This window comes from Pseudovibrio sp. Alg231-02 (assembly GCF_900143565.1).
Taxonomy (GTDB): Bacteria; Pseudomonadota; Alphaproteobacteria; order Rhizobiales; family Stappiaceae; genus Pseudovibrio.
Genome location: NZ_FREX01000004.1, coordinates 260016 through 276820, shown reverse-complemented (window position 1 = coordinate 276820; position 16805 = coordinate 260016). Strand labels below are relative to the sequence as shown.

The following is a 16805-nucleotide window of genomic DNA, read 5'->3' as shown; positions in this document are numbered from 1 at the left end:
CAAATACTAATGGTGTGGATGCGTAGGATTGTTGGGTTTGTATACCTAAGGGATAGAAAATTCGCTGTAAAACAACGTATTAGTGCGTAATACATGCTTTGATATATCAATATTGTGGCTCTCGGCGCTCTTCCCCTTGAATTGGAAAATAAAATCGACCAATATTGGAATTGTGACCGGCAGGAAGTGTAAAATGGTGTCTGTAGATTATCTTTTTGAGCCTATCGACCACGATACAGTGGTGGATTCTGTAACTGAGCAGATTGAGGGACTCATTTTGGCCGGCGTGCTGAAAGAGGGGACTAAGCTGCCCTCTGAAAGAGATATTTCTGAGCGTATGGGTGTCTCTCGTCCGAAGGTTCGTGAAGCACTGAAGCGGCTGGAGGATTCCAACCTCATTGCTATCCGTCACGGTGAAGGATCGTTCATAGCACCTCTTATCAGTGCAGCTATGAGCCCTGCCTTGATCAATCTGATCAGCCGCAATCAGACGGCTTTTTATGACTACCTTGAATATCGACGCGTTCAGGAGGGGTTTGCAGCTCGTCTGGCCGCTGAGCGTGCAACCAAACTGGATCTTGAGCGACTTGAGGCTATTCTCGTAAACCTGCGGGAAGCACAGGCCAATGGTGACGATATTGCTTCAAAGAAGAATGATATCGCGTTCCATTTGGCGATTGTGGATGCAGGTCACAATGCCATGCTTATTCATATGATGTCTTCCATCTATGAGCTGACGCAGAAGGGTGTCTTCTATAATCGCGAGTTCTTGCGCTCGATTGATGGGACTGGGGAACAGTTGTTAGAGCAGCACGAGGAGATCGGCAGGGCTATCTTTACGCGAAATGGCGCAAAGGCTGAAGAGGCCGCGCACCGGCACATTGATTTCGTGGAGACGTCTTTCCGCCTCGGACAAGATCAACAGCGCCGTGAGCTTATCTCCTCAAAACTCTTTGCGCTGCAAAGAGGTGAAGAATAATTACCACTCTTACGTATTGGGAATAGAGAGGATCATTCGCAAACACCGTAGCGAATGATCCATGTTATTAGTTCCTAGCGATTTTCAACCCAAGCGGTGAGATCAGCAATGTTTGGCTCAACGAACTCTGCCATTCCGCCGGAGAATTCTTTAAAAGCATCGATGTTGATGTGGTTGGTACCAACAAGGACAGATGCTCCGCTTTCCAGGGCTTTCACAATCAAATCACGAAAACCGCTGCCATTGGCTTCCTGCTCACCAAACTTGTTCAGGATGAACACGTCAAACGGCTCGTCGATCCGCTGAGTAACTTCGCCTGCAGCTTGCGCTAGGGCCGATGTGTCTAACCGGCAACCTGAAGACTCCTTGCCAAGGGATTGCGTGATGGAGATCTGCGGTCCGTCTGGCAGGACCAGAACGTCCATGTCGCAGCGATGGCGATCTTCGTTGACTGTATCTGCCTGCACGATACCGCAAGTCCGTATGCCGTTTTCCCGAAGCTTCTCGGAAAGCTCTGTCAGCACCAGTTTCCCTTTTGGTAGGGTGTAAGCAATTCTCATCTGGGGTCTTCCTTGCGCTTCTGTTTTTTCAGCTATGTGAAAACTCTCATATCAAACTGTAATAATACTGGTTTGATCTACGCAAGGTTAGCCCTGCGGCGAATGCGCACAATTATTATGGGGAATGTGTTTTTGCGCATTTACCGCAAGAGAGGTTAACTTGATTTCGTGCAGTTTGGGTATCTTTGAGCCTACCCTACATGAGCAAGCTCATCCCCTTGATAGCTTTGTGCTTTTGAGATCGTCTCTTCGTCTAGAGGCGAAATTGTTTGTTTGTTTGTCAGCAAAGCCATAATGCCTGGTGACGATGTTGGGTCATATCGTGCTGTGGCATCTAACCCTCCAGTGAGCGTGATGGATTGAACCCGAATTGGCTCTACCTGTTGGTTCTGGTGGAGAAGCTGGAGTTCTTTCCCTTCAAGTAATTCATATGGCCGCTCCGAAGTCAGGTGAATTCTATCCTCCTCTATGCGGCGGAGGATGATAGGTGTCTTATTGCCAGTGCTAGATTGGATGACACCTGTTGCGTTCGTATCAATGAGAGCTGCCGCGTTTGAAAGGCTATGACGAGCGAAAATTTCGTCGTAATCATGGGAAGGATAGTGACGGCGTAGTAGCTCAAGATCTTCTCGTATGAGCGAGTTGGCGCCTTGAATTGGTCCGTGCAAAAAGTGGTCAAGGTGTTCTGGGCGCCAACGATTGCCGTTGTAAGCGGAGGTGACTTTGCTAAGGCTTTGGAAGCTGCTGAACTCGTACTCCATGTAATATTTGAACACGTTTTGCTCGTCCGGAGCGTCTTTGTACATCGCTGCATAGTCTTGGTGCATTTCTGTGAAATTTAGATAGGCCCCCGTCGCGGTTGTGCCGTTTACATAATCAAACGCATCGATCACCTCCTCACTCAATCTGCGAAAGAGCAGGAGGGCCTCATAGAAAACCATGTGTTTTGGAGTGGAGGCCATCACAAGATCGTGGATGCCCAGATCTTCACGGGCAACTTGAAACATGTACTTCAATAGAGCGTGGATGAGTGCGCCATCCTGTGAGCGATAATCAGGATGAATAGTTAGTGAGGACGCTTCGGCGATCCGACGGTTCCAGCGTTGAATGTGTTTGAGTGAAAAAATCTGCTCCACGGGCAGCTCTTCAAGAGACTTTATGATGATGGTGGTGGTGCCAATGACGGTATCACCCTGCTTTGCAATGAGTGTGTAACAGGATGGAAGGACATAAAACGGGGTGAACCGATAGCCGCTTCCGTCTTCCTTCATATAGCCGACTTGAGTGTAGGATTCGTAGAGTAATCTGCAAACCTGAGAGAGTTCATCAGGTGTGTCCGCGAGCTTGAAAATAACATTCTCGGGCGGTGTGTTTTGCAGCTTTACCCTTCTTCTGTGAATGGAAAAACGACGTGCTTTTTGGGCTTCGTGGGTTGTTTCTGATTTAATTGTATTGCTCATGCTCAATAACCTTTACTTGAACAATGTTGTGCAAGTGAGAATAAAAATCGACATTACCTAAAGTGATAAATTTGAGATAACTTTATTGATTTGAATAGAGCAAAAATATTATTAACGTTAATATTATAAATTATATTGACATATACTTAGTTCGTAAAAGATAAGCTTGTTCAGGTTGTGTAATAAGTTTGTGTGCAATCGATAAATATTTGTGTGCGCGCGGTTTTATTACTCGCGCTGATTGGAAATTTTATTAGTGGAGGAAGATGTTGACTGTTTTAGCTGCATCTCAAGCACAAGGGTCTAAATCAGGCACATGTGCAGGCTTTTCATATGACGCTGCTTTTTCCCGCAATATTGGTTGGGTGACACCGGAAGAGCAACAAACTCTGCGTGGTAAGCGTGTTGCGATCGCTGGTATGGGCGGTGTCGGCGGCATTCATGCTGTCACATTGGCTCGATTGGGAATCGGTGCGTTCAGCGTGGCTGATTTCGATCACTTCGACATCGTCAATTTTAATCGCCAGATTGGAGCCACTGTCAGCACGCTGCAAGAGCCTAAGGTTTCAGTGATGGCTGAGCAGGTGCGTAATATTAATCCGGAGGTGGATCTGCGGGCTTTTCCGGATGGTGTAACCGATGAGAACATAGATGCCTTTTTGGAAGGCGTTGATATGTTTGTCGATGGCTTCGACTTCTTTGTGCTGGGTATGCGCAGAAAGGTTTTTGCAAAGTGCCGCGAACTCGGGATTCCAGCGGTTACGGCTGCTCCGCTTGGTATGGGCACTGCTTATCTGTGTTTTACTCCGGATGGCATGAGCTTTGAGGACTATTTCCAGTTTGAAGGGGAAGATGAGTTACATCAGTATTTCAAGTTTTTGTTGGGTTTGGCACCAAGCGCGTTGCATCGCCATTCACTGGTGGACACCTCTCAGCTGAACCTGAAGGAGGAGCGTGGCCCATCCACTGCTGCGGGCTGCCAGTTGGCTGCGGGGGTGGTTGGAGCGCAAGCCATTAAGCTGCTGCTAGGTCGCGGGCCATTGAAGCCAGCGCCGTGGTATCATCACTTTGACGCCTATGAGGGTAAGTTCGTGACCAAGCGCCTCCCCTCCGGGAATGGCAACTTCTTCCAAAAGCTGAGACTCAAAAAGACCATGCAACAGTTTACCTAGTTTCTGCATAATTGCAGGAACATAGGTGCGTGGGAGGCTTTCCCCTACCAAAGAGAGATTGTGCGATTTCGGGCAAGTCGCACAAAGCTCCCGCGCATCTTGGAGCCTTTAGATAAGGCTTCACACCCTAAATTGCTTTAATATGAGTTTAATCTTCAGGTTATTGACTTTTGTCAAATAAGCGAAGGAGTGATCGTGATCTACAGTAATTGCAATTCATTCGCATTTGCGAGCTGTTCGCTTTCTATCCCGTTTCGATGGAAACTCAAAAATGATCACACGTCGTTCTTTTCTTTCGCACACTGCAGGGTTTACTGCTGCAGCATCTCTGGGTAGTACGCTGCCATTTGTGGCTCAAGCGGCCAATCCGGCGCTGGCTCTGCATGGCCCGCCAGTGGGGCCATCGGTGGTGTTGTCTTACATTGCTAACAAAGGTTTGCTTTCTGACTTTACAGAGAAAGTAGATTTCTCCGTTTACAAGTCACCAGATGTCCTGCGCGCTGGTTTCGTTTCCGGTGATTGGAAATTGGCGGGCACCCCGTCTTATGTTGCCGCGAACCTTGCCAACAAAGGCCTTCCCGTGAAGATGCTGAACATCATGACCTGGGGCATGCTTTATGTGCTCAGCTATGATGGTTCTGTGAAGTCCCCTGCGGATCTGGCCGGTGAGAAGATCGGCATGTTCTTCCGGAATGATATGCCGGACCTGGTGTTTGGTCGCGTCATGCAACAAAACGGGCTGACTGAGGGCAAAGACTACTCCTTGCACTATGTCAGCACCCCGTTTGAAGCATTACAGCTTCTGCTCTCAGGTCGCATCAAGCATTGCGTTCTGCCAGAGCCAGCGGCGACAGCGGGTATGGTCAAAGGCAAAAAGATGGGCAAGTTGATCCATCGTTCTATCGATTTGGCCAATGAATGGGCGTCTGTGACGGGTGGTGAAGGTCGCTTCCCGATGGCTGGCATGATGGTGCATGAAGACCTTCTCAATGCCCAGCCTGAGCTGATCGAAAGCTTCCATAAAGCTTGCGTCACCGGCACTGAGTGGGTGAAGGCAAATCCAAAGGAAGCAGCTGCCGTTGCATCTGAAAGCATCACGCTTCCTGCTCCTGTGATCGCCAAGTCCATTCCGCATACGCACCTGACAGCAGAACGCGCCAAAGACATTCAGTCTGAGTTGGAGCAGTTCTACTCCATTCTGGCGGAAAAGAACCCATCCATCATTGGCGGAAAACTACCGAACGCAGACTTCTATCTGTAGCGAAGCAGGTTTGGCAGGTCGCGTAAAGGTTGCGGTCACCTGGTCTGCTGAGCCCAACAAACAACGAGAACATACCTGATGATCCATCACATGCTATCGACGTTAATGAGTAAAATTTGGAGTGGTTGGGGCACTCTGGCGGGAGTATTTCTCATTTTCGCGCTATGGCAAGTCGGTTTTGAGACATTCGGGTCTCTGGTGTTGCCTGCGCCATTGGAAGCATTGAGCCGGTTGGTGGATCTTGTCGCTTTGCCATCCGGGCTCGAATACATTCTGATCACTGCCAAGCGGGCCTTTGCTGGCTTTCTGCTTGCTAGCGCTTTTGGTATTTTCTTTGGCCTGATAGCCGGTTGGTCCAACACACTGTCGCTACTCTGTAAGCCGTTTATTACCGTGGCTCTTGGGGTGCCGCCGATTGCATGGATCGTGCTTGCGCTGCTGTGGTTTGGCGGCGATGACGGCACGCCGATCTTTACAGTGTTTATCTCAACGATCCCGCTCATTTTCGCAGGTGCTCTGCAAGGCGTGCGGATGCGAGAGAAGGAGCTGGATGAGATGGCGCAGAGTTTTCATGTACCGCTAGTTCAGCGGTTCTGGCAGGTGCAGGCACCGCAGATCGTCTCTTACCTCTTTCCGGCATGGGCAACAGCGTTGGGGTTGAGCTGGAAAGTGGTGGTGATGGCAGAATTACTCTCCAGCACGCGTGGCATTGGCGCAGGCCTTGCCGAAGCACGCGTCAACATTGATACCGCGTCCACCATGGCGTGGATCGTTGTGGTTGTTGGTCTGCTGCTGGTCATCGAAGGTATGTTGCTCAACCCTGTCAAAGACTATGTGGAGGGTTGGAAGCATGCTGAATGATGCAGCTCCCCTGCTCTCCGTTGTGCCAAGAGGCTCAGCAGAGACAAAGCCATCCGTTTTATCTGTCTCAGTGGAAGACCACCGCTACCATCCTTTGCAGCAAACACTGGCACCGAGTGCGCTGGAGCTGAAAAAAGGGGAAGTTGTTAGCATCATCGGCCCATCCGGTTGCGGGAAGTCGACCTTTCTGCGCATCGCAGCGGGATTGATTGAGGCAAGCACCGGGAAAATCTCAAGTACCGCGGATCGCACGGCGATCCTGTTTCAGGAACACCGGTTGCTGCCATGGAAGAGCCTTCTGAACAACATCAGCTTTGGTCTTCAGGGGCAAAAACTCTCCAAGTTCCAGCGTATGAAAAAAGCGCGGACCGTTGCTTATGCCATGGGTTTCACTGAAGATGATCTGATCAAGTATCCCTCAGAGCTCTCCGGTGGCATGCGCCAGCGCGGCGCGTTGGCCCGTGCACTGGCGGTAGAGCCTGACCTGTTGTTTTTAGACGAACCTTTCAGCGCTCTTGATATTGGCCGTCGCCGCGATCTTTACCGGCTTGTGTTGCATGAAGTTGACGAAAAACAGTGCTCTGTCCTGATGGTCACTCATGATGTGACCGAAGCATTGGCATTGAGTGACCGTGTTTTGATTATGGCGCCAGATCCGGGGCATTTTGCCAAGGAGTACGAGGTGCCATTGACCCGCTCCGAGCGTACGCGTCGAAACCTTTTGGAACTTGAGGCAAGCTTACTGGCGGATGATCGGATTGCGCAGCTGTTTAACATGAGCAACTGGGAGCAGCTGGTATGACGGATCTTGCACATACATCTCGGCAACAGGCCTCGTTCTTTGATGCTCCGGTGTTCTCTGAAGGGTTCCGGGTCTTCTTTCCGCTGTCAGCACTCTATGCGGTGTTCTCCATCGTTGTGTGGGGGCTTGTGCTTGCCGATGTGCTGCCGGTGCCGCTGGATGCAGACCCTCTTCTCTTTCATCAATATGAGATGTTCTTTGGCTTCTTCACGGGCGCAATGGCGGGCTTTTTGACGACTGCTGTGCCCTCCTGGTCAAACACACCAAAGATTGCGGGTGCGCAATTGGCGGGTTTGGGGGCACTTTGGCTGGCAGGACGTATCGCGTTCTGGATGCTTGGTGTGCTTTCGCCGACTGTTGTGTTTGTGGTTCAGGCTTTCTTTCCCGCGGCGCTACTGATTGTTATCTTGCCCCGACTATGGCGTGCCAAGATGCGGCATCTCATGTGGCCGGTGCTTATGCTTTGCACAGCCCAGCTTGTGTGCTTTTGGGAATACTTGGAGATTGGCGTTCTCAATCAGGGACTTGCGATTGCGGAAGGTGCGTTCGTCCTGATGGTCCTCACGGCTCTTGCTCCGGTTTCCATGGTGATTGTGAATGATGCTTTGGCCACGCGAGAGGATGGCGCTGTGTTTGTTCCGCGTCCACCAATGAGGCGTGCAGCGTTGTTCTGCATCTCCGCGTTTACTCTTGCCAAGGTGTTCGGTGTTTCTGATGCTCTGCAAGGATGGCTGGCGTTGGCCTCTGCTTGCGCGGTGCTCAATATCTTGCAGGACTGGCATGTGGCGGGCTCTTTGCGAACCACCTTCGCGAAAGCGCTCTACCTGGTCTACTGGTTCTTTGGAGTTGGCTTTGCATTGGAGGCCGGCGGGTTGCTTGGGCTGCTTTCTGCAGGCTCATATGTTTCCGGTCAGCACATGATCTTCATCGGCGGCTTGTCTCTGGCAACCTTCATGGTTTTGACCATCGCGGGTCTACGGCATGCTGGCTATTCTCTGAAACTTCCAAAGTTACTAGGCGCCGCGATCCTTTCTCTCATAAGCGCTTGTCTGGCCCGTTCTCTCGGTCCACTGCTCCTCCCAGATTTGGATGTAATGCCACTGGCCTGGCTCCTGTTTGCACTCGCTTTCACCCTATATCTGATCCACTTCGTGCCCGTGGTTCTCCGCGAAAACTTCGTAGAATAAAGGCAACTGACTATGCTTTCTTTATCGAGATTGTTTGAACCGAAGAAAACCGACCTTTCTGAAGGTCTTGTTTCAAATGCCTTTGCGCCTGAATGCGGCGACGCAGTATCAGCTGGCAAGGGCTGCAGTATGAAAGACAGAGAATTCTGCCACGATGCGCGGTGCTATGCTCTCTCGCAAGCTTGTCATGCGGGCTGTGATCAACACCAGTTTATTGATACGCTCTGGGCGGAAGACAGACACTGAAGCAGTGTCTTAGCCGGCAGCCTCAAACTGCTGTATCTGGCTGAGCAAAGCTTCAGCCAGTTGTTCCTTGCTGTAAGGTTTGGCCAGTCGTGTGATCCGCTCTAGGTTTTGTGTTTGTGGTTCCAGTGCTTTGGGGAAGCGCCCTGAGGTGACAACCACTTTTTGGTCTGCGCAGGCTTTGATGCTGGCTTCGGCCAGATCCCAGCCGATTTTGCCATCTTCTAGCTGAACATCTGTGAAGAGAATGTCGAACTTGGTTCCGTTCTCAATGAGCACTTTAGCGGAGCCGTAGCTGTTGGCTTCGATACAAATAAGCCCCATCTCTTTCAGCATGGTCTTGGCGCGCAACAGGGTTTGTAGATCATCCTCAACCACCAGAATGCGGCGAGGCTGATCAAACGTAATCGCGGTGTTAGGCGCCAAATCTTCCAGTGGTGCCTGCGGAATGACGAGGGTCACTGTTGTCCCCTCCTCCTTCTCGCTGGTGATGCCCATTTCCCCGCCGGATTGCTTGATAAAACCGAACACCATGCTCAGCCCAAGTCCAGACCCTGCAGATGTGCGGCGGGTGGTGAAGAAAGGTTCGTAAACGCGTTCCAGCGTTTCCTGATCCATGCCGCATCCGTCATCAGTCACACTTATGGAAACACTCTCGGACCCATTGACCACAACCCGAACAGAAATCGTACCCGCATCTGAAATGGCGTGGGAGCTATTGATGCAAAGGTTCAGCAGTGCGCTTTCCAGCTGGCCAGGGTCGATGCGCACATAGGTTGCTTCCTCCGGCAAATCTGTCGTCAGGATGATCCGCTCATCGATGCTCAATGAAATGATCTCGGCCACACTTTCAATGAGATAGTTGATTTCAACGACTTCTGGCTCAAGGTGCTGTTTGCGGGCAAAGGCAAGCAGGCGCTGGGTCAGATTTGTGGCCATTTCTACCGCGCTATGAATGCGTTGGATGTTGCCTTTCAGATCAATGAGTTTGGAGCTTTTGCGCTCAATAATTCCGACGCTGCCAGAGATACTGGTCAAGATGTTGTTGAAGTCATGGGCCACTTCACCGGTTAGTTGGCCAAGGCTTTCGAGCTTTTGTTTTTGTTGTGCCTGTTCCTGAACAAAGCGACGGTCCGTTGCGTCAGAGAATGACCAGACTGCACCGCCTTCTGGTAAGGGACTTTTGCGCACTTCGATCAGGATGCCGTCATCATCAATCAGTTCTGCAAAGCGGAAGCGTGTGCCATGTGGACGGACGTTCTCATCCTTCCATCTGAACCCGGAGTTCTGGATCAACACGCGGATGTCTCTGGCCTTTTCAATCTCTGCTTCATTGATGCGAAGCGTTTCTGCCAACCGTGGGTTCCTGGCCGTCATATCATGGGCATCGTTGGTCAGAACCAGCCCTTCAGCGATGCAGTTAAAGGTGGTCTCGAACAGCTCTGTCTTGCGTTGCAACTGGCCATAAATACGGCGCAACCGAATGGAATTGGCGCGAAAAATGCGGAAGGAATGCAACAGTCGCGTGATCTCGTCATCCTGCCGCGCAGGTCGTGGGAGCACGGTGGTGTGATCTCCTTTGGCCAGACTGGACATGGCGTGAGAGATGCGATTGATGTTCTTGGTCACGTAACCAGCAATGTAATGCGCTGACATCAAAGCCAGGAGAATACTCGCGATGCCAGTGAGTAGCACAACGAGCTGTGCGCTGGAGATGTAGGAGGATGTTTCCTGCCGTTGCTTGGAGATTTCTTCACCTGACAGACGAACAAACTTAGCAACCAGCTGGTTGATCATCTGTGCGCTGGATTTGATTTTGAAGAGTGCGTTGCGGGCTTCCAGTTGTCCTGCCATTGCCAGATGACGAATGGCGTAAAGGCCTGCGTTGTCCTCTGCGATTGTCTTCAGCGCTGCAACGGCTTCCTGAACCTCAAGGGCAGATATGCCCTCCAGATCAGCCATTTGCAGATGATAGCGGCGACGCAGCTCGCCCAGACTGAGGAAATCAGTTACATGTGCGGCGGAAATCAATAGGTTGGCAGCCTGACCAATCCCTTGCCAGGCTTCACGTTCCTCTGCATTCTGGTAAAACGTGGAGGAGTTCTTGACTGCAAGGCGCTCCATCTTGGAGAGGTCAACAAGCAGGGTACGAACCTGATCCTCAGACTCGCTGATTTGCTGGGCTGCGTTGACCAGAACGGCTACCTGCGAGCGCATGAGCGAAAGGTTTTGCTGCACTTGCGGTAAAAAACGACCAAGACTTCCTTGTTGCCGTGCAAGCGGAAAGTTGTCTCGATATTGCTGTTCTGCCTTGCTCAGCTCAACCAGTAAACGAGAGCCCTCATTTTCGATCTGATAGACCGAAGAAAGGTTGAGGATGAAGGGAGCAGAACTCACCAGACCGGCGGATTTATTAGCCAGTTGGAGTGAGCTTGCGATTGCTTCGATAGTCTTTTGATAATGCCCAACGAGCTTCACGTTGGCTTGGTCCAGCCAGTACCACGCGATCGACCCTGCAAACAAAGTTGCAAAAGTCAGCAGTGTGATGGCTGCCAGCAAACGTGTTTTGATGGAAAGCAGAGCTTTCACGCGTTGGGGCAAAAAAGTCATGGCAGGTCTACAGCGGCTTCATCCATTGCGAAGACATAGCCTTTGCCGCGACGGGTCTGCAAAAAGACCGGCTTGGATGGATTGGCCTCAATTTTCCGGCGCAAGCGCAGGATCAACACATCAACGGTGCGGTCCATATAGCGGGAAAGATCCCCGCCCAGATACTCCAGCAGTTCCACGCGATCAATCGGACGGTTCGGGTTCTCGATGAGAAACTCCAGCAGACGCAGCTCGGAATTTGTCAGGTTGATTTCCCGAAGGTTCCTGTCTAGCAAGCGCCGCTCGTCGCAAACGAAGGAGAGTTCGCCAAGTGGAATAATCCCAGCGCTCGGTGTTTGCGGTGCAAGAGTGGTACCAGTAGGCTCTCGTTCTGCCGGAACATTGCGCTTGTAACGACGCAGAACCGCACGAATGCGGGCGATCAGTTCTCGCGGATTGAACGGCTTCATCAAAAAGTCATCAGCACCGGTTTCCAGTCCAACGATCTTGTCTACCTCATCTCCCGTGCCCGTAAGCAGAATGATTGGAAAGTCATAGGATGTGCGCAGGCGCTGTGCAAGCATCATGCCGCTTTCACCATCCAGCTTCAGATCGATGATTGCCAGATCAAGGCTTTCCAGCTCATTGAGCGCGATGAGTTCTTTGCTTCCGTGGCACGGCAGTGCCTGGAACCCATATTCATGCAGCAGTTCCTGCAGTACCTCGCGAATAGCCGGGTCGTCATCAACGACAGCTACCTTTGAGGGTGACCTATCCCAACTCTCGGTCATTTATGTAACCTTCCTCGCAACCCGTACCATGCTCCCAGATGCATACTTGGAGGTCGTTTTTGATTTTCTTCAGATTGCGGCGACAATGCACGGGAAAGTGCCTTCCCATCAATAATTCTAATATTTCATATGTAACTCAATTCTGTAATAAATGTAACATTTAAAATATATATCTGCTAAATAAGAACATACTTAACGGTAAAGCATAAGCACTCCTGTGATGTTTCATGTAATTTTCAAATCAAGTTACGGGAATATGTGGGTGTACTTGTAAGTTGTTACACCTACATGCGTTTAGACTTGGGAGAAGATAATGAAAAACGCTCTTTTAGGTGGTCTTGCTGCTGTTTGCCTCCTTGCTACACTTCCAGCAACGGCTTCTGCTGAAGAACTCAACATGGTCTGCGGTGCTGAGCAGGACTGGTGTGAGCTGATGGCACGCGGTTTTGAGGATGAAACTGGCAATGAAGTTCTGATGGTTCGCAAAAGCACTGGCGAAACACTCGCTCAGGTGCGTGCAGAAGCAAGCAACCCTAAGATTGACGTATGGTGGGGCGGTACTGGCGATCCACACCTGATCGCAGCATTTGAAGGCCTGACACAGGATCCGGGTGTTGACACCAGCGACCTGTTGGGTTGGGCATCCAACATGCACAAGATCTCAAATGGCGGCACTGTTGGCATCTACGCTGGCGCACTCGGCATTGCGTATAACGCTGAAGTTCTGGAAGAGCGCGGCCTGCCAGCACCAGCTTGCTGGAAAGATCTCACAAACCCTGCGTACACCGGTGAAATTCAGGTTGCTAACCCAAACAGCTCCGGCACTGCTTACACTGAGCTGGCAACCTTCGTTCAGCTGTTTGGTGAAGATGAAGCCTACCGTCTACTGACCGAAATCGGCAAGAACGTGAACCAGTACACAAAATCCGGTTCCGCACCAAGTAAAGCTGCTGCTCGCGGTGAAACAACCATCTCCATCGGCTTTATGCATGACATGGTGAAACTGGCTGGCTCCGGCTTCCCGCTGAAGATCGTTGCGCCTTGTGAAGGTACTGGTTATGAAGTTGGCGCTGTGAGCGTGATCAAAGGTGCAAAGCACCCTGAGCTGGCGAAGCAGTTTGTGGAATACGCTCTGCGTCCAGACGTTCAATCCCGCTCTATTGAAGTGAAGTCCTTCCAGGTTCCTTCCAACTCCAAAGCATCCGTTGCTCCTGAGTCTCCAGATCTGGCAAGCATCAAGCTGATCGACTACGACTTTGCAACATATGGTGAGCGTTCCACTCGTGAGCGCCTGCTGAAGCGCTGGAACGAAGAAGTTAAAAACGCTTCTCACTAAGTAAATCGAGCGTTGAAGGGCGGACTTATTCTCTGTCCGCCCTTCACCCTATATGCGTTGCATCGTATTCGCGCTTGCGCCAATACAAAACTCTCGGATCAACATCATGCGAAAGACAATTGCGCTCTGGCTCGCCGCCGGAATAGTGGGATTTTGCATATTTCCCTGGTACTCAGTAGAAAGCGGCTTCTGGTCTTTTAGCTGGTTGTTCAGCGAATTCCTTAGCGAAGACGCCGCACCTGCCCTCTTCCAAGCTCTGCTTTATGGCCGCTGGTGGTTTGTTCCATTAGCATTGGCATTCGTTGGCATCGGCCTGTCGTTTGCTTTGCTGAAAGACGAACGCACCCGGGCAAAGGCCCTTGTTATTCTGTCTATGACAGGCCTTGCTCTGTTGTTTGCGCAGGGCTTTGCAATTGGCAGAGTCGGACCAGAGCTGTTCATTGATACTCTCAACTTCGGCTCAGCTGCAGCAGGTCAGGTTGGCTTTGGCTCTGGGGCGATGATAACCGCCGGGGCTCTTCTCTTTATCCTCACCACCAGCATTTCAGGTCTTGGTCAGGGCCGTGGTGATGCGTTCATCGTTGGCAGCATCGGCCTCATTATTGCTCTGGTGATCACGTTCGTTTTCTATCCGGTTTCCCAGATCCTGATCCGTGCGTTTGAAGCAAGTGATGGAGGCATCGACATTGCCTTGTTCTTCACACGCTTCTTCTCCAGTGATATCTGGAGCCTTGCCTGCCTTGCTGGTGGCAAAACCTGTGGTCCGGCCTGGAACTCTGTTTTCCTCGCAGTGCTCACCGGTGCTGGTACAACCCTCCTCGGCCTTGCCTTTGCACTGGTCGCGACCAAAACCGCGTTTCCTGCGAAAAAGCTGCTGCGCATTCTCACCATTATTCCAATCATCACTCCTCCCTTTGTGATTGGTCTTGCGCTGATCCTCATGTTCGGCCGTGCTGGTGTAGTGACAGATGTGCTGCATGATGTTTTTGACATCTCGAAAAGCCGTTGGCTCTACGGTTTCTCCGGCATTTATCTCGCGCAGCTGCTTTCCTTTACTCCGATTGCCTTCCTCGTGCTCATCGGTGTGGTTGAGGGCGTCAGCCCTTCCATGGAAGAAGCCTCTCAAACCCTCAACGCTACTCAGTGGCAGACCTTCAAGAACGTCACATGGCCTCTGATGCGTCCGGGTCTGGCAAATGCCTTCTTGCTTGGCTTCATTGAAAGTATCGCCGACTTTGGCAACCCGTTGGTGCTGGGTGGCAACTTCAACGTCCTGTCGACCGAGATCTACTTTGCCATTGTCGGTGCTGTGGCTGATCCATCCAGAGCGGCTGTTCTGGCTGTCGTCTTGCTCATGCTCACCCTGTCTGCCTTTGTGGCGCAGCGCTTGTGGCTTGGCAAAAAATCCTATGCGACTGTGACAGGCAAGGCTGACTCCGGCCAGCATTCGCCGCTGAACTCCGCGCTTAAATGGACATGCTACGGCTTTGCATTGCCATGGGCAGCGTTCACAGCTGTCGTCTATTCCATGATCGTGTTCGGGAGCTTCGTAAAGCTTTGGGGCTACGACAACACCTTCACGCTTGATCACTACATCCGTGCGTTCTCCGTCAGCTTCAACAACGGTATCCGCTGGACGGGTGTGGCGTGGGACAGTTACTTCACCACGCTGACCATCTCCACCATCGCGGCTCCACTCACCGCTGTCGTTGGTTTGCTCACTGCTTACCTGCTGGTGCGTCAGAAGTTTGCTGGCAAGAACCTGTTTGAGTTCAGCACAATGCTCAGCTTTGCAATTCCGGGCACTGTGATTGGTGTGGCTTACATCATGGCCTTCAACACACCACCAATTGAACTGACCGGCACCAGCATCATCCTGATCATCGTATTCGTGTTCCGCAACATGCCAGTGGGTGTGCGCGGTGGTATCGCGGCGATGTCCCAGCTGGATAAGAGCCTTGATGAAGCTTCCATCACCCTTGGTGCCAACAGCTTCACCACTGTTCGCAAGGTGATCCTGCCTTTGATGGGGCCAGCGATCCTTGCAGCTCTGGCGTATAGCTTCGTTCGTGCCATCACGTCTGTGAGTGCGGTGATCTTCCTGGTGAGTGCGCGTCACAACATGGCAACCTCGTTCATCGTGGGCCGTGTTGAACATGGCGAGTACGGCATCGCGATTGCGTACTCTTCCGTGCTGATCATCACCATGCTCGTGGCAATCCTGCTGCTGCAGGTCGTCATTGGACAGCGCAAGCTGCGTCGTCAGAACCGTCTGCAAACCTCAAACAAAAACAAAGAGCTGGCTTCAGCTTAATCCTAGAGTTTCTGGAGTAAATCATGTCTATTATGCAAAAAGCAGGCTCTGTACAGTTCCGGGATGTCGTCAAAAAATACGGTTCTGTCACCGCACTGAAGCCTCTCAACCTGGAAATCCAGCAGGGTGAGCTTGTCACTCTGCTCGGCCCAAGTGGTTGCGGAAAAACCACCACTCTGCGTCTCATCGCCGGGTTGGAAGCCGCAACTGAAGGCACCATCTACATCGGTGGCAAGGACGTCACGCACCTGACCGCAACGTACCGCAATGTGTCCATGGTGTTCCAATCCTACGCACTCTTCCCGCATATGAGCGTGGTCGACAACGTGTCCTACGGCCTGCGCGTCAATAAGGTGCCTGCCAAGGAAGCCAAAGCCAAAGCAGAAGAAGGCTTGGCGATGGTTGGTCTGGTTGGTTACGGCGAGCGCCTGCCAAGTGAGCTTTCCGGTGGTCAGCAGCAGCGCGTGGCAGTTGCTCGCGCTGTTGTGCTGGAACCGGAAGTGCTGTTGCTCGATGAACCGCTTTCCAACCTTGATGCGAAACTGCGTCGTCACGTGCGTGAAGAGATCCGAGAAATTCAGCAGAAGCTTGGCCTGACCGCTGTCTATGTGACGCACGATCAGGAAGAAGCGATGGCTGTTTCTGACCGCATCATCGTGATGAACAAAGCGGAGATTGCACAGTCTGGTACTCCGCGAGAGCTCTACAACCAGCCGAATTCCGCGTTTATTGCCGACTTTATTGGTGATGCAAACGTGGTGGATTGTGAGATTGCAGGTTTCAGTGAAGGCACAGTTTCACTGAAAGTTGGTGGGGCCTCTGTTGTTCTGCCTTACTCTGGTCCGGCGTGCCAGCACGGTAAGCTGGCGATCCGTCCAGAAGGCATCACCGTTACACAAGATGGGACCAATGGCATCGCTGCGGGCATTGCTTACGCAGCTTATCTCGGCAACCAGATCCAGTACTCCCTCAACACTGGATTTGGCAAGTTGTTCGCCATTGATCACAACCTGAGTGCAACGGTTATTCCAACAGGCGCAGAAGCCTTCATCCATCTCAAAGAAGAGGGGCTGGCCTTTTTGCCAGAAGCATAAGGGCTAGGACGGCCACCTCCATCCGAACCCTCTCTTCTAAAACAGAAGCCCGGAGATCCCCCTCTCCGGGTTTCTTTTGTTTGACTCATGAGAATGTGTGGGGTGCATGAGGTGTAGATACTCGCATAAGCTGTACTTACCTGCGTTTGCTGATTA

General features: G+C 51.5%; 13 protein-coding genes. 9 read left to right on the top strand and 4 right to left on the bottom strand.

The annotated features are described in order from the left end of the window. Positions 1-193: 193 nt before the first annotated feature. Positions 194-979 (top strand): FadR/GntR family transcriptional regulator, encoded by a 786-nt coding sequence (locus tag DHN43_RS13635; RefSeq protein ID WP_057462458.1) that lies wholly within the window; start codon positions 194-196, stop codon positions 977-979. Positions 980-1053: 74 nt separating this feature from the next. Here DHN43_RS13635 and DHN43_RS13630 read toward each other — a convergent pair whose 3' ends face one another. Together DHN43_RS13630 and DHN43_RS13625 are read right to left on the bottom strand one after the other, a co-directional pair. Continuing rightward, positions 1054-1539: a DUF2478 domain-containing protein gene (locus tag DHN43_RS13630; protein ID WP_108818947.1), complete on the bottom strand. Its 486-nt coding sequence runs from the start codon at positions 1537-1539 to the stop codon at positions 1054-1056. A 191-nt stretch (positions 1540-1730) separates the two neighbouring features. After that, the gene (locus DHN43_RS13625; RefSeq protein ID WP_208995407.1) at positions 1731-2999 is read right to left on the bottom strand and encodes an N-acyl amino acid synthase FeeM domain-containing protein; all 1269 of its coding nucleotides are present in this window, start codon (positions 2997-2999) and stop codon (positions 1731-1733) included. A gap of 266 nt (positions 3000-3265) precedes the next feature. Between DHN43_RS13625 and DHN43_RS13620 the strand changes: the two genes are divergently transcribed. From DHN43_RS13620 to DHN43_RS13600, 5 genes are all read left to right on the top strand, one after another. Next, positions 3266-4171 carry a ThiF family adenylyltransferase gene (locus DHN43_RS13620; RefSeq protein WP_063293074.1) on the top strand — a complete coding sequence of 302 codons (906 nt, stop codon included), beginning with the start codon at positions 3266-3268 and terminating at the stop codon, positions 4169-4171. A 271-nt stretch (positions 4172-4442) separates the two neighbouring features. Next, a complete protein-coding gene (locus tag DHN43_RS13615) occupies positions 4443-5432 on the top strand; it encodes an ABC transporter substrate-binding protein (RefSeq protein ID WP_108818946.1) in 990 nt (329 codons plus the stop codon). Positions 5433-5537: 105 nt separating this feature from the next. Continuing rightward, entirely contained in the window at positions 5538-6293 is a 756-nt protein-coding gene (locus DHN43_RS13610; RefSeq protein ID WP_208995406.1) for an ABC transporter permease, read from the top strand. After that, complete coding sequence (locus tag DHN43_RS13605; RefSeq protein WP_108818945.1) at positions 6283-7095, top strand: ABC transporter ATP-binding protein; 813 nt, start codon at positions 6283-6285, stop codon at positions 7093-7095. The genes DHN43_RS13610 and DHN43_RS13605 overlap by 11 nt, the downstream gene beginning before the upstream one ends. Continuing rightward, positions 7092-8282 (top strand): NnrS family protein, encoded by a 1191-nt coding sequence (locus DHN43_RS13600; RefSeq protein ID WP_108818944.1) that lies wholly within the window; start codon positions 7092-7094, stop codon positions 8280-8282. Before DHN43_RS13605 ends, DHN43_RS13600 begins: the two co-directional genes overlap by 4 nt. Before the next feature lie 255 nt (positions 8283-8537). Here DHN43_RS13600 and DHN43_RS13595 read toward each other — a convergent pair whose 3' ends face one another. Next, positions 8538-11135 carry an ATP-binding protein gene (locus DHN43_RS13595; RefSeq protein ID WP_108818943.1) on the bottom strand — a complete coding sequence of 866 codons (2598 nt, stop codon included), beginning with the start codon at positions 11133-11135 and terminating at the stop codon, positions 8538-8540. Continuing rightward, entirely contained in the window at positions 11132-11905 is a 774-nt protein-coding gene (locus DHN43_RS13590; RefSeq protein WP_108818942.1) for a response regulator, read from the bottom strand. The genes DHN43_RS13595 and DHN43_RS13590 overlap by 4 nt, the downstream gene beginning before the upstream one ends. Positions 11906-12218: 313 nt before the next feature. Between DHN43_RS13590 and DHN43_RS13585 the strand changes: the two genes are divergently transcribed. The 3 genes from DHN43_RS13585 to DHN43_RS13575 all read left to right on the top strand — a co-directional run bounded on the left by DHN43_RS13585 (position 12219) and on the right by DHN43_RS13575 (position 16649). Beyond that, entirely contained in the window at positions 12219-13241 is a 1023-nt protein-coding gene (locus DHN43_RS13585) for an ABC transporter substrate-binding protein (RefSeq protein WP_108818941.1), read from the top strand. 106 nt (positions 13242-13347) lie between these two features. Continuing rightward, positions 13348-15555 carry an ABC transporter permease gene (locus DHN43_RS13580; RefSeq protein ID WP_057462474.1) on the top strand — a complete coding sequence of 736 codons (2208 nt, stop codon included), beginning with the start codon at positions 13348-13350 and terminating at the stop codon, positions 15553-15555. Positions 15556-15578: 23 nt separating this feature from the next. After that, positions 15579-16649 (top strand): ABC transporter ATP-binding protein, encoded by a 1071-nt coding sequence (locus DHN43_RS13575; RefSeq protein WP_108818940.1) that lies wholly within the window; start codon positions 15579-15581, stop codon positions 16647-16649. Positions 16650-16805: the final 156 nt, after the last annotated feature.

Excerpts from the sequence above, each read along its gene's own strand:
- DHN43_RS13635 (WP_057462458.1), top strand. The coding sequence starts at position 194 with ATGGTGTCTGTAGATTATCTTTTTGAGCCTATCGACCACGATACAGTG.
- DHN43_RS13630 (WP_108818947.1), bottom strand. The coding sequence starts at position 1,539 with ATGAGAATTGCTTACACCCTACCAAAAGGGAAACTGGTGCTGACAGAG.
- DHN43_RS13625 (WP_208995407.1), bottom strand. The coding sequence starts at position 2,999 with ATGAGCAATACAATTAAATCAGAAACAACCCACGAAGCCCAAAAAGCA.
- DHN43_RS13620 (WP_063293074.1), top strand. The coding sequence starts at position 3,266 with ATGTTGACTGTTTTAGCTGCATCTCAAGCACAAGGGTCTAAATCAGGC.
- DHN43_RS13615 (WP_108818946.1), top strand. The coding sequence starts at position 4,443 with ATGATCACACGTCGTTCTTTTCTTTCGCACACTGCAGGGTTTACTGCT.
- DHN43_RS13610 (WP_208995406.1), top strand. The coding sequence starts at position 5,538 with ATGAGTAAAATTTGGAGTGGTTGGGGCACTCTGGCGGGAGTATTTCTC.
- DHN43_RS13605 (WP_108818945.1), top strand. The coding sequence starts at position 6,283 with ATGCTGAATGATGCAGCTCCCCTGCTCTCCGTTGTGCCAAGAGGCTCA.
- DHN43_RS13600 (WP_108818944.1), top strand. The coding sequence starts at position 7,092 with ATGACGGATCTTGCACATACATCTCGGCAACAGGCCTCGTTCTTTGAT.
- DHN43_RS13595 (WP_108818943.1), bottom strand. The coding sequence starts at position 11,135 with ATGACTTTTTTGCCCCAACGCGTGAAAGCTCTGCTTTCCATCAAAACA.
- DHN43_RS13590 (WP_108818942.1), bottom strand. The coding sequence starts at position 11,905 with ATGACCGAGAGTTGGGATAGGTCACCCTCAAAGGTAGCTGTCGTTGAT.
- DHN43_RS13585 (WP_108818941.1), top strand. The coding sequence starts at position 12,219 with ATGAAAAACGCTCTTTTAGGTGGTCTTGCTGCTGTTTGCCTCCTTGCT.
- DHN43_RS13580 (WP_057462474.1), top strand. The coding sequence starts at position 13,348 with ATGCGAAAGACAATTGCGCTCTGGCTCGCCGCCGGAATAGTGGGATTT.
- DHN43_RS13575 (WP_108818940.1), top strand. The coding sequence starts at position 15,579 with ATGTCTATTATGCAAAAAGCAGGCTCTGTACAGTTCCGGGATGTCGTC.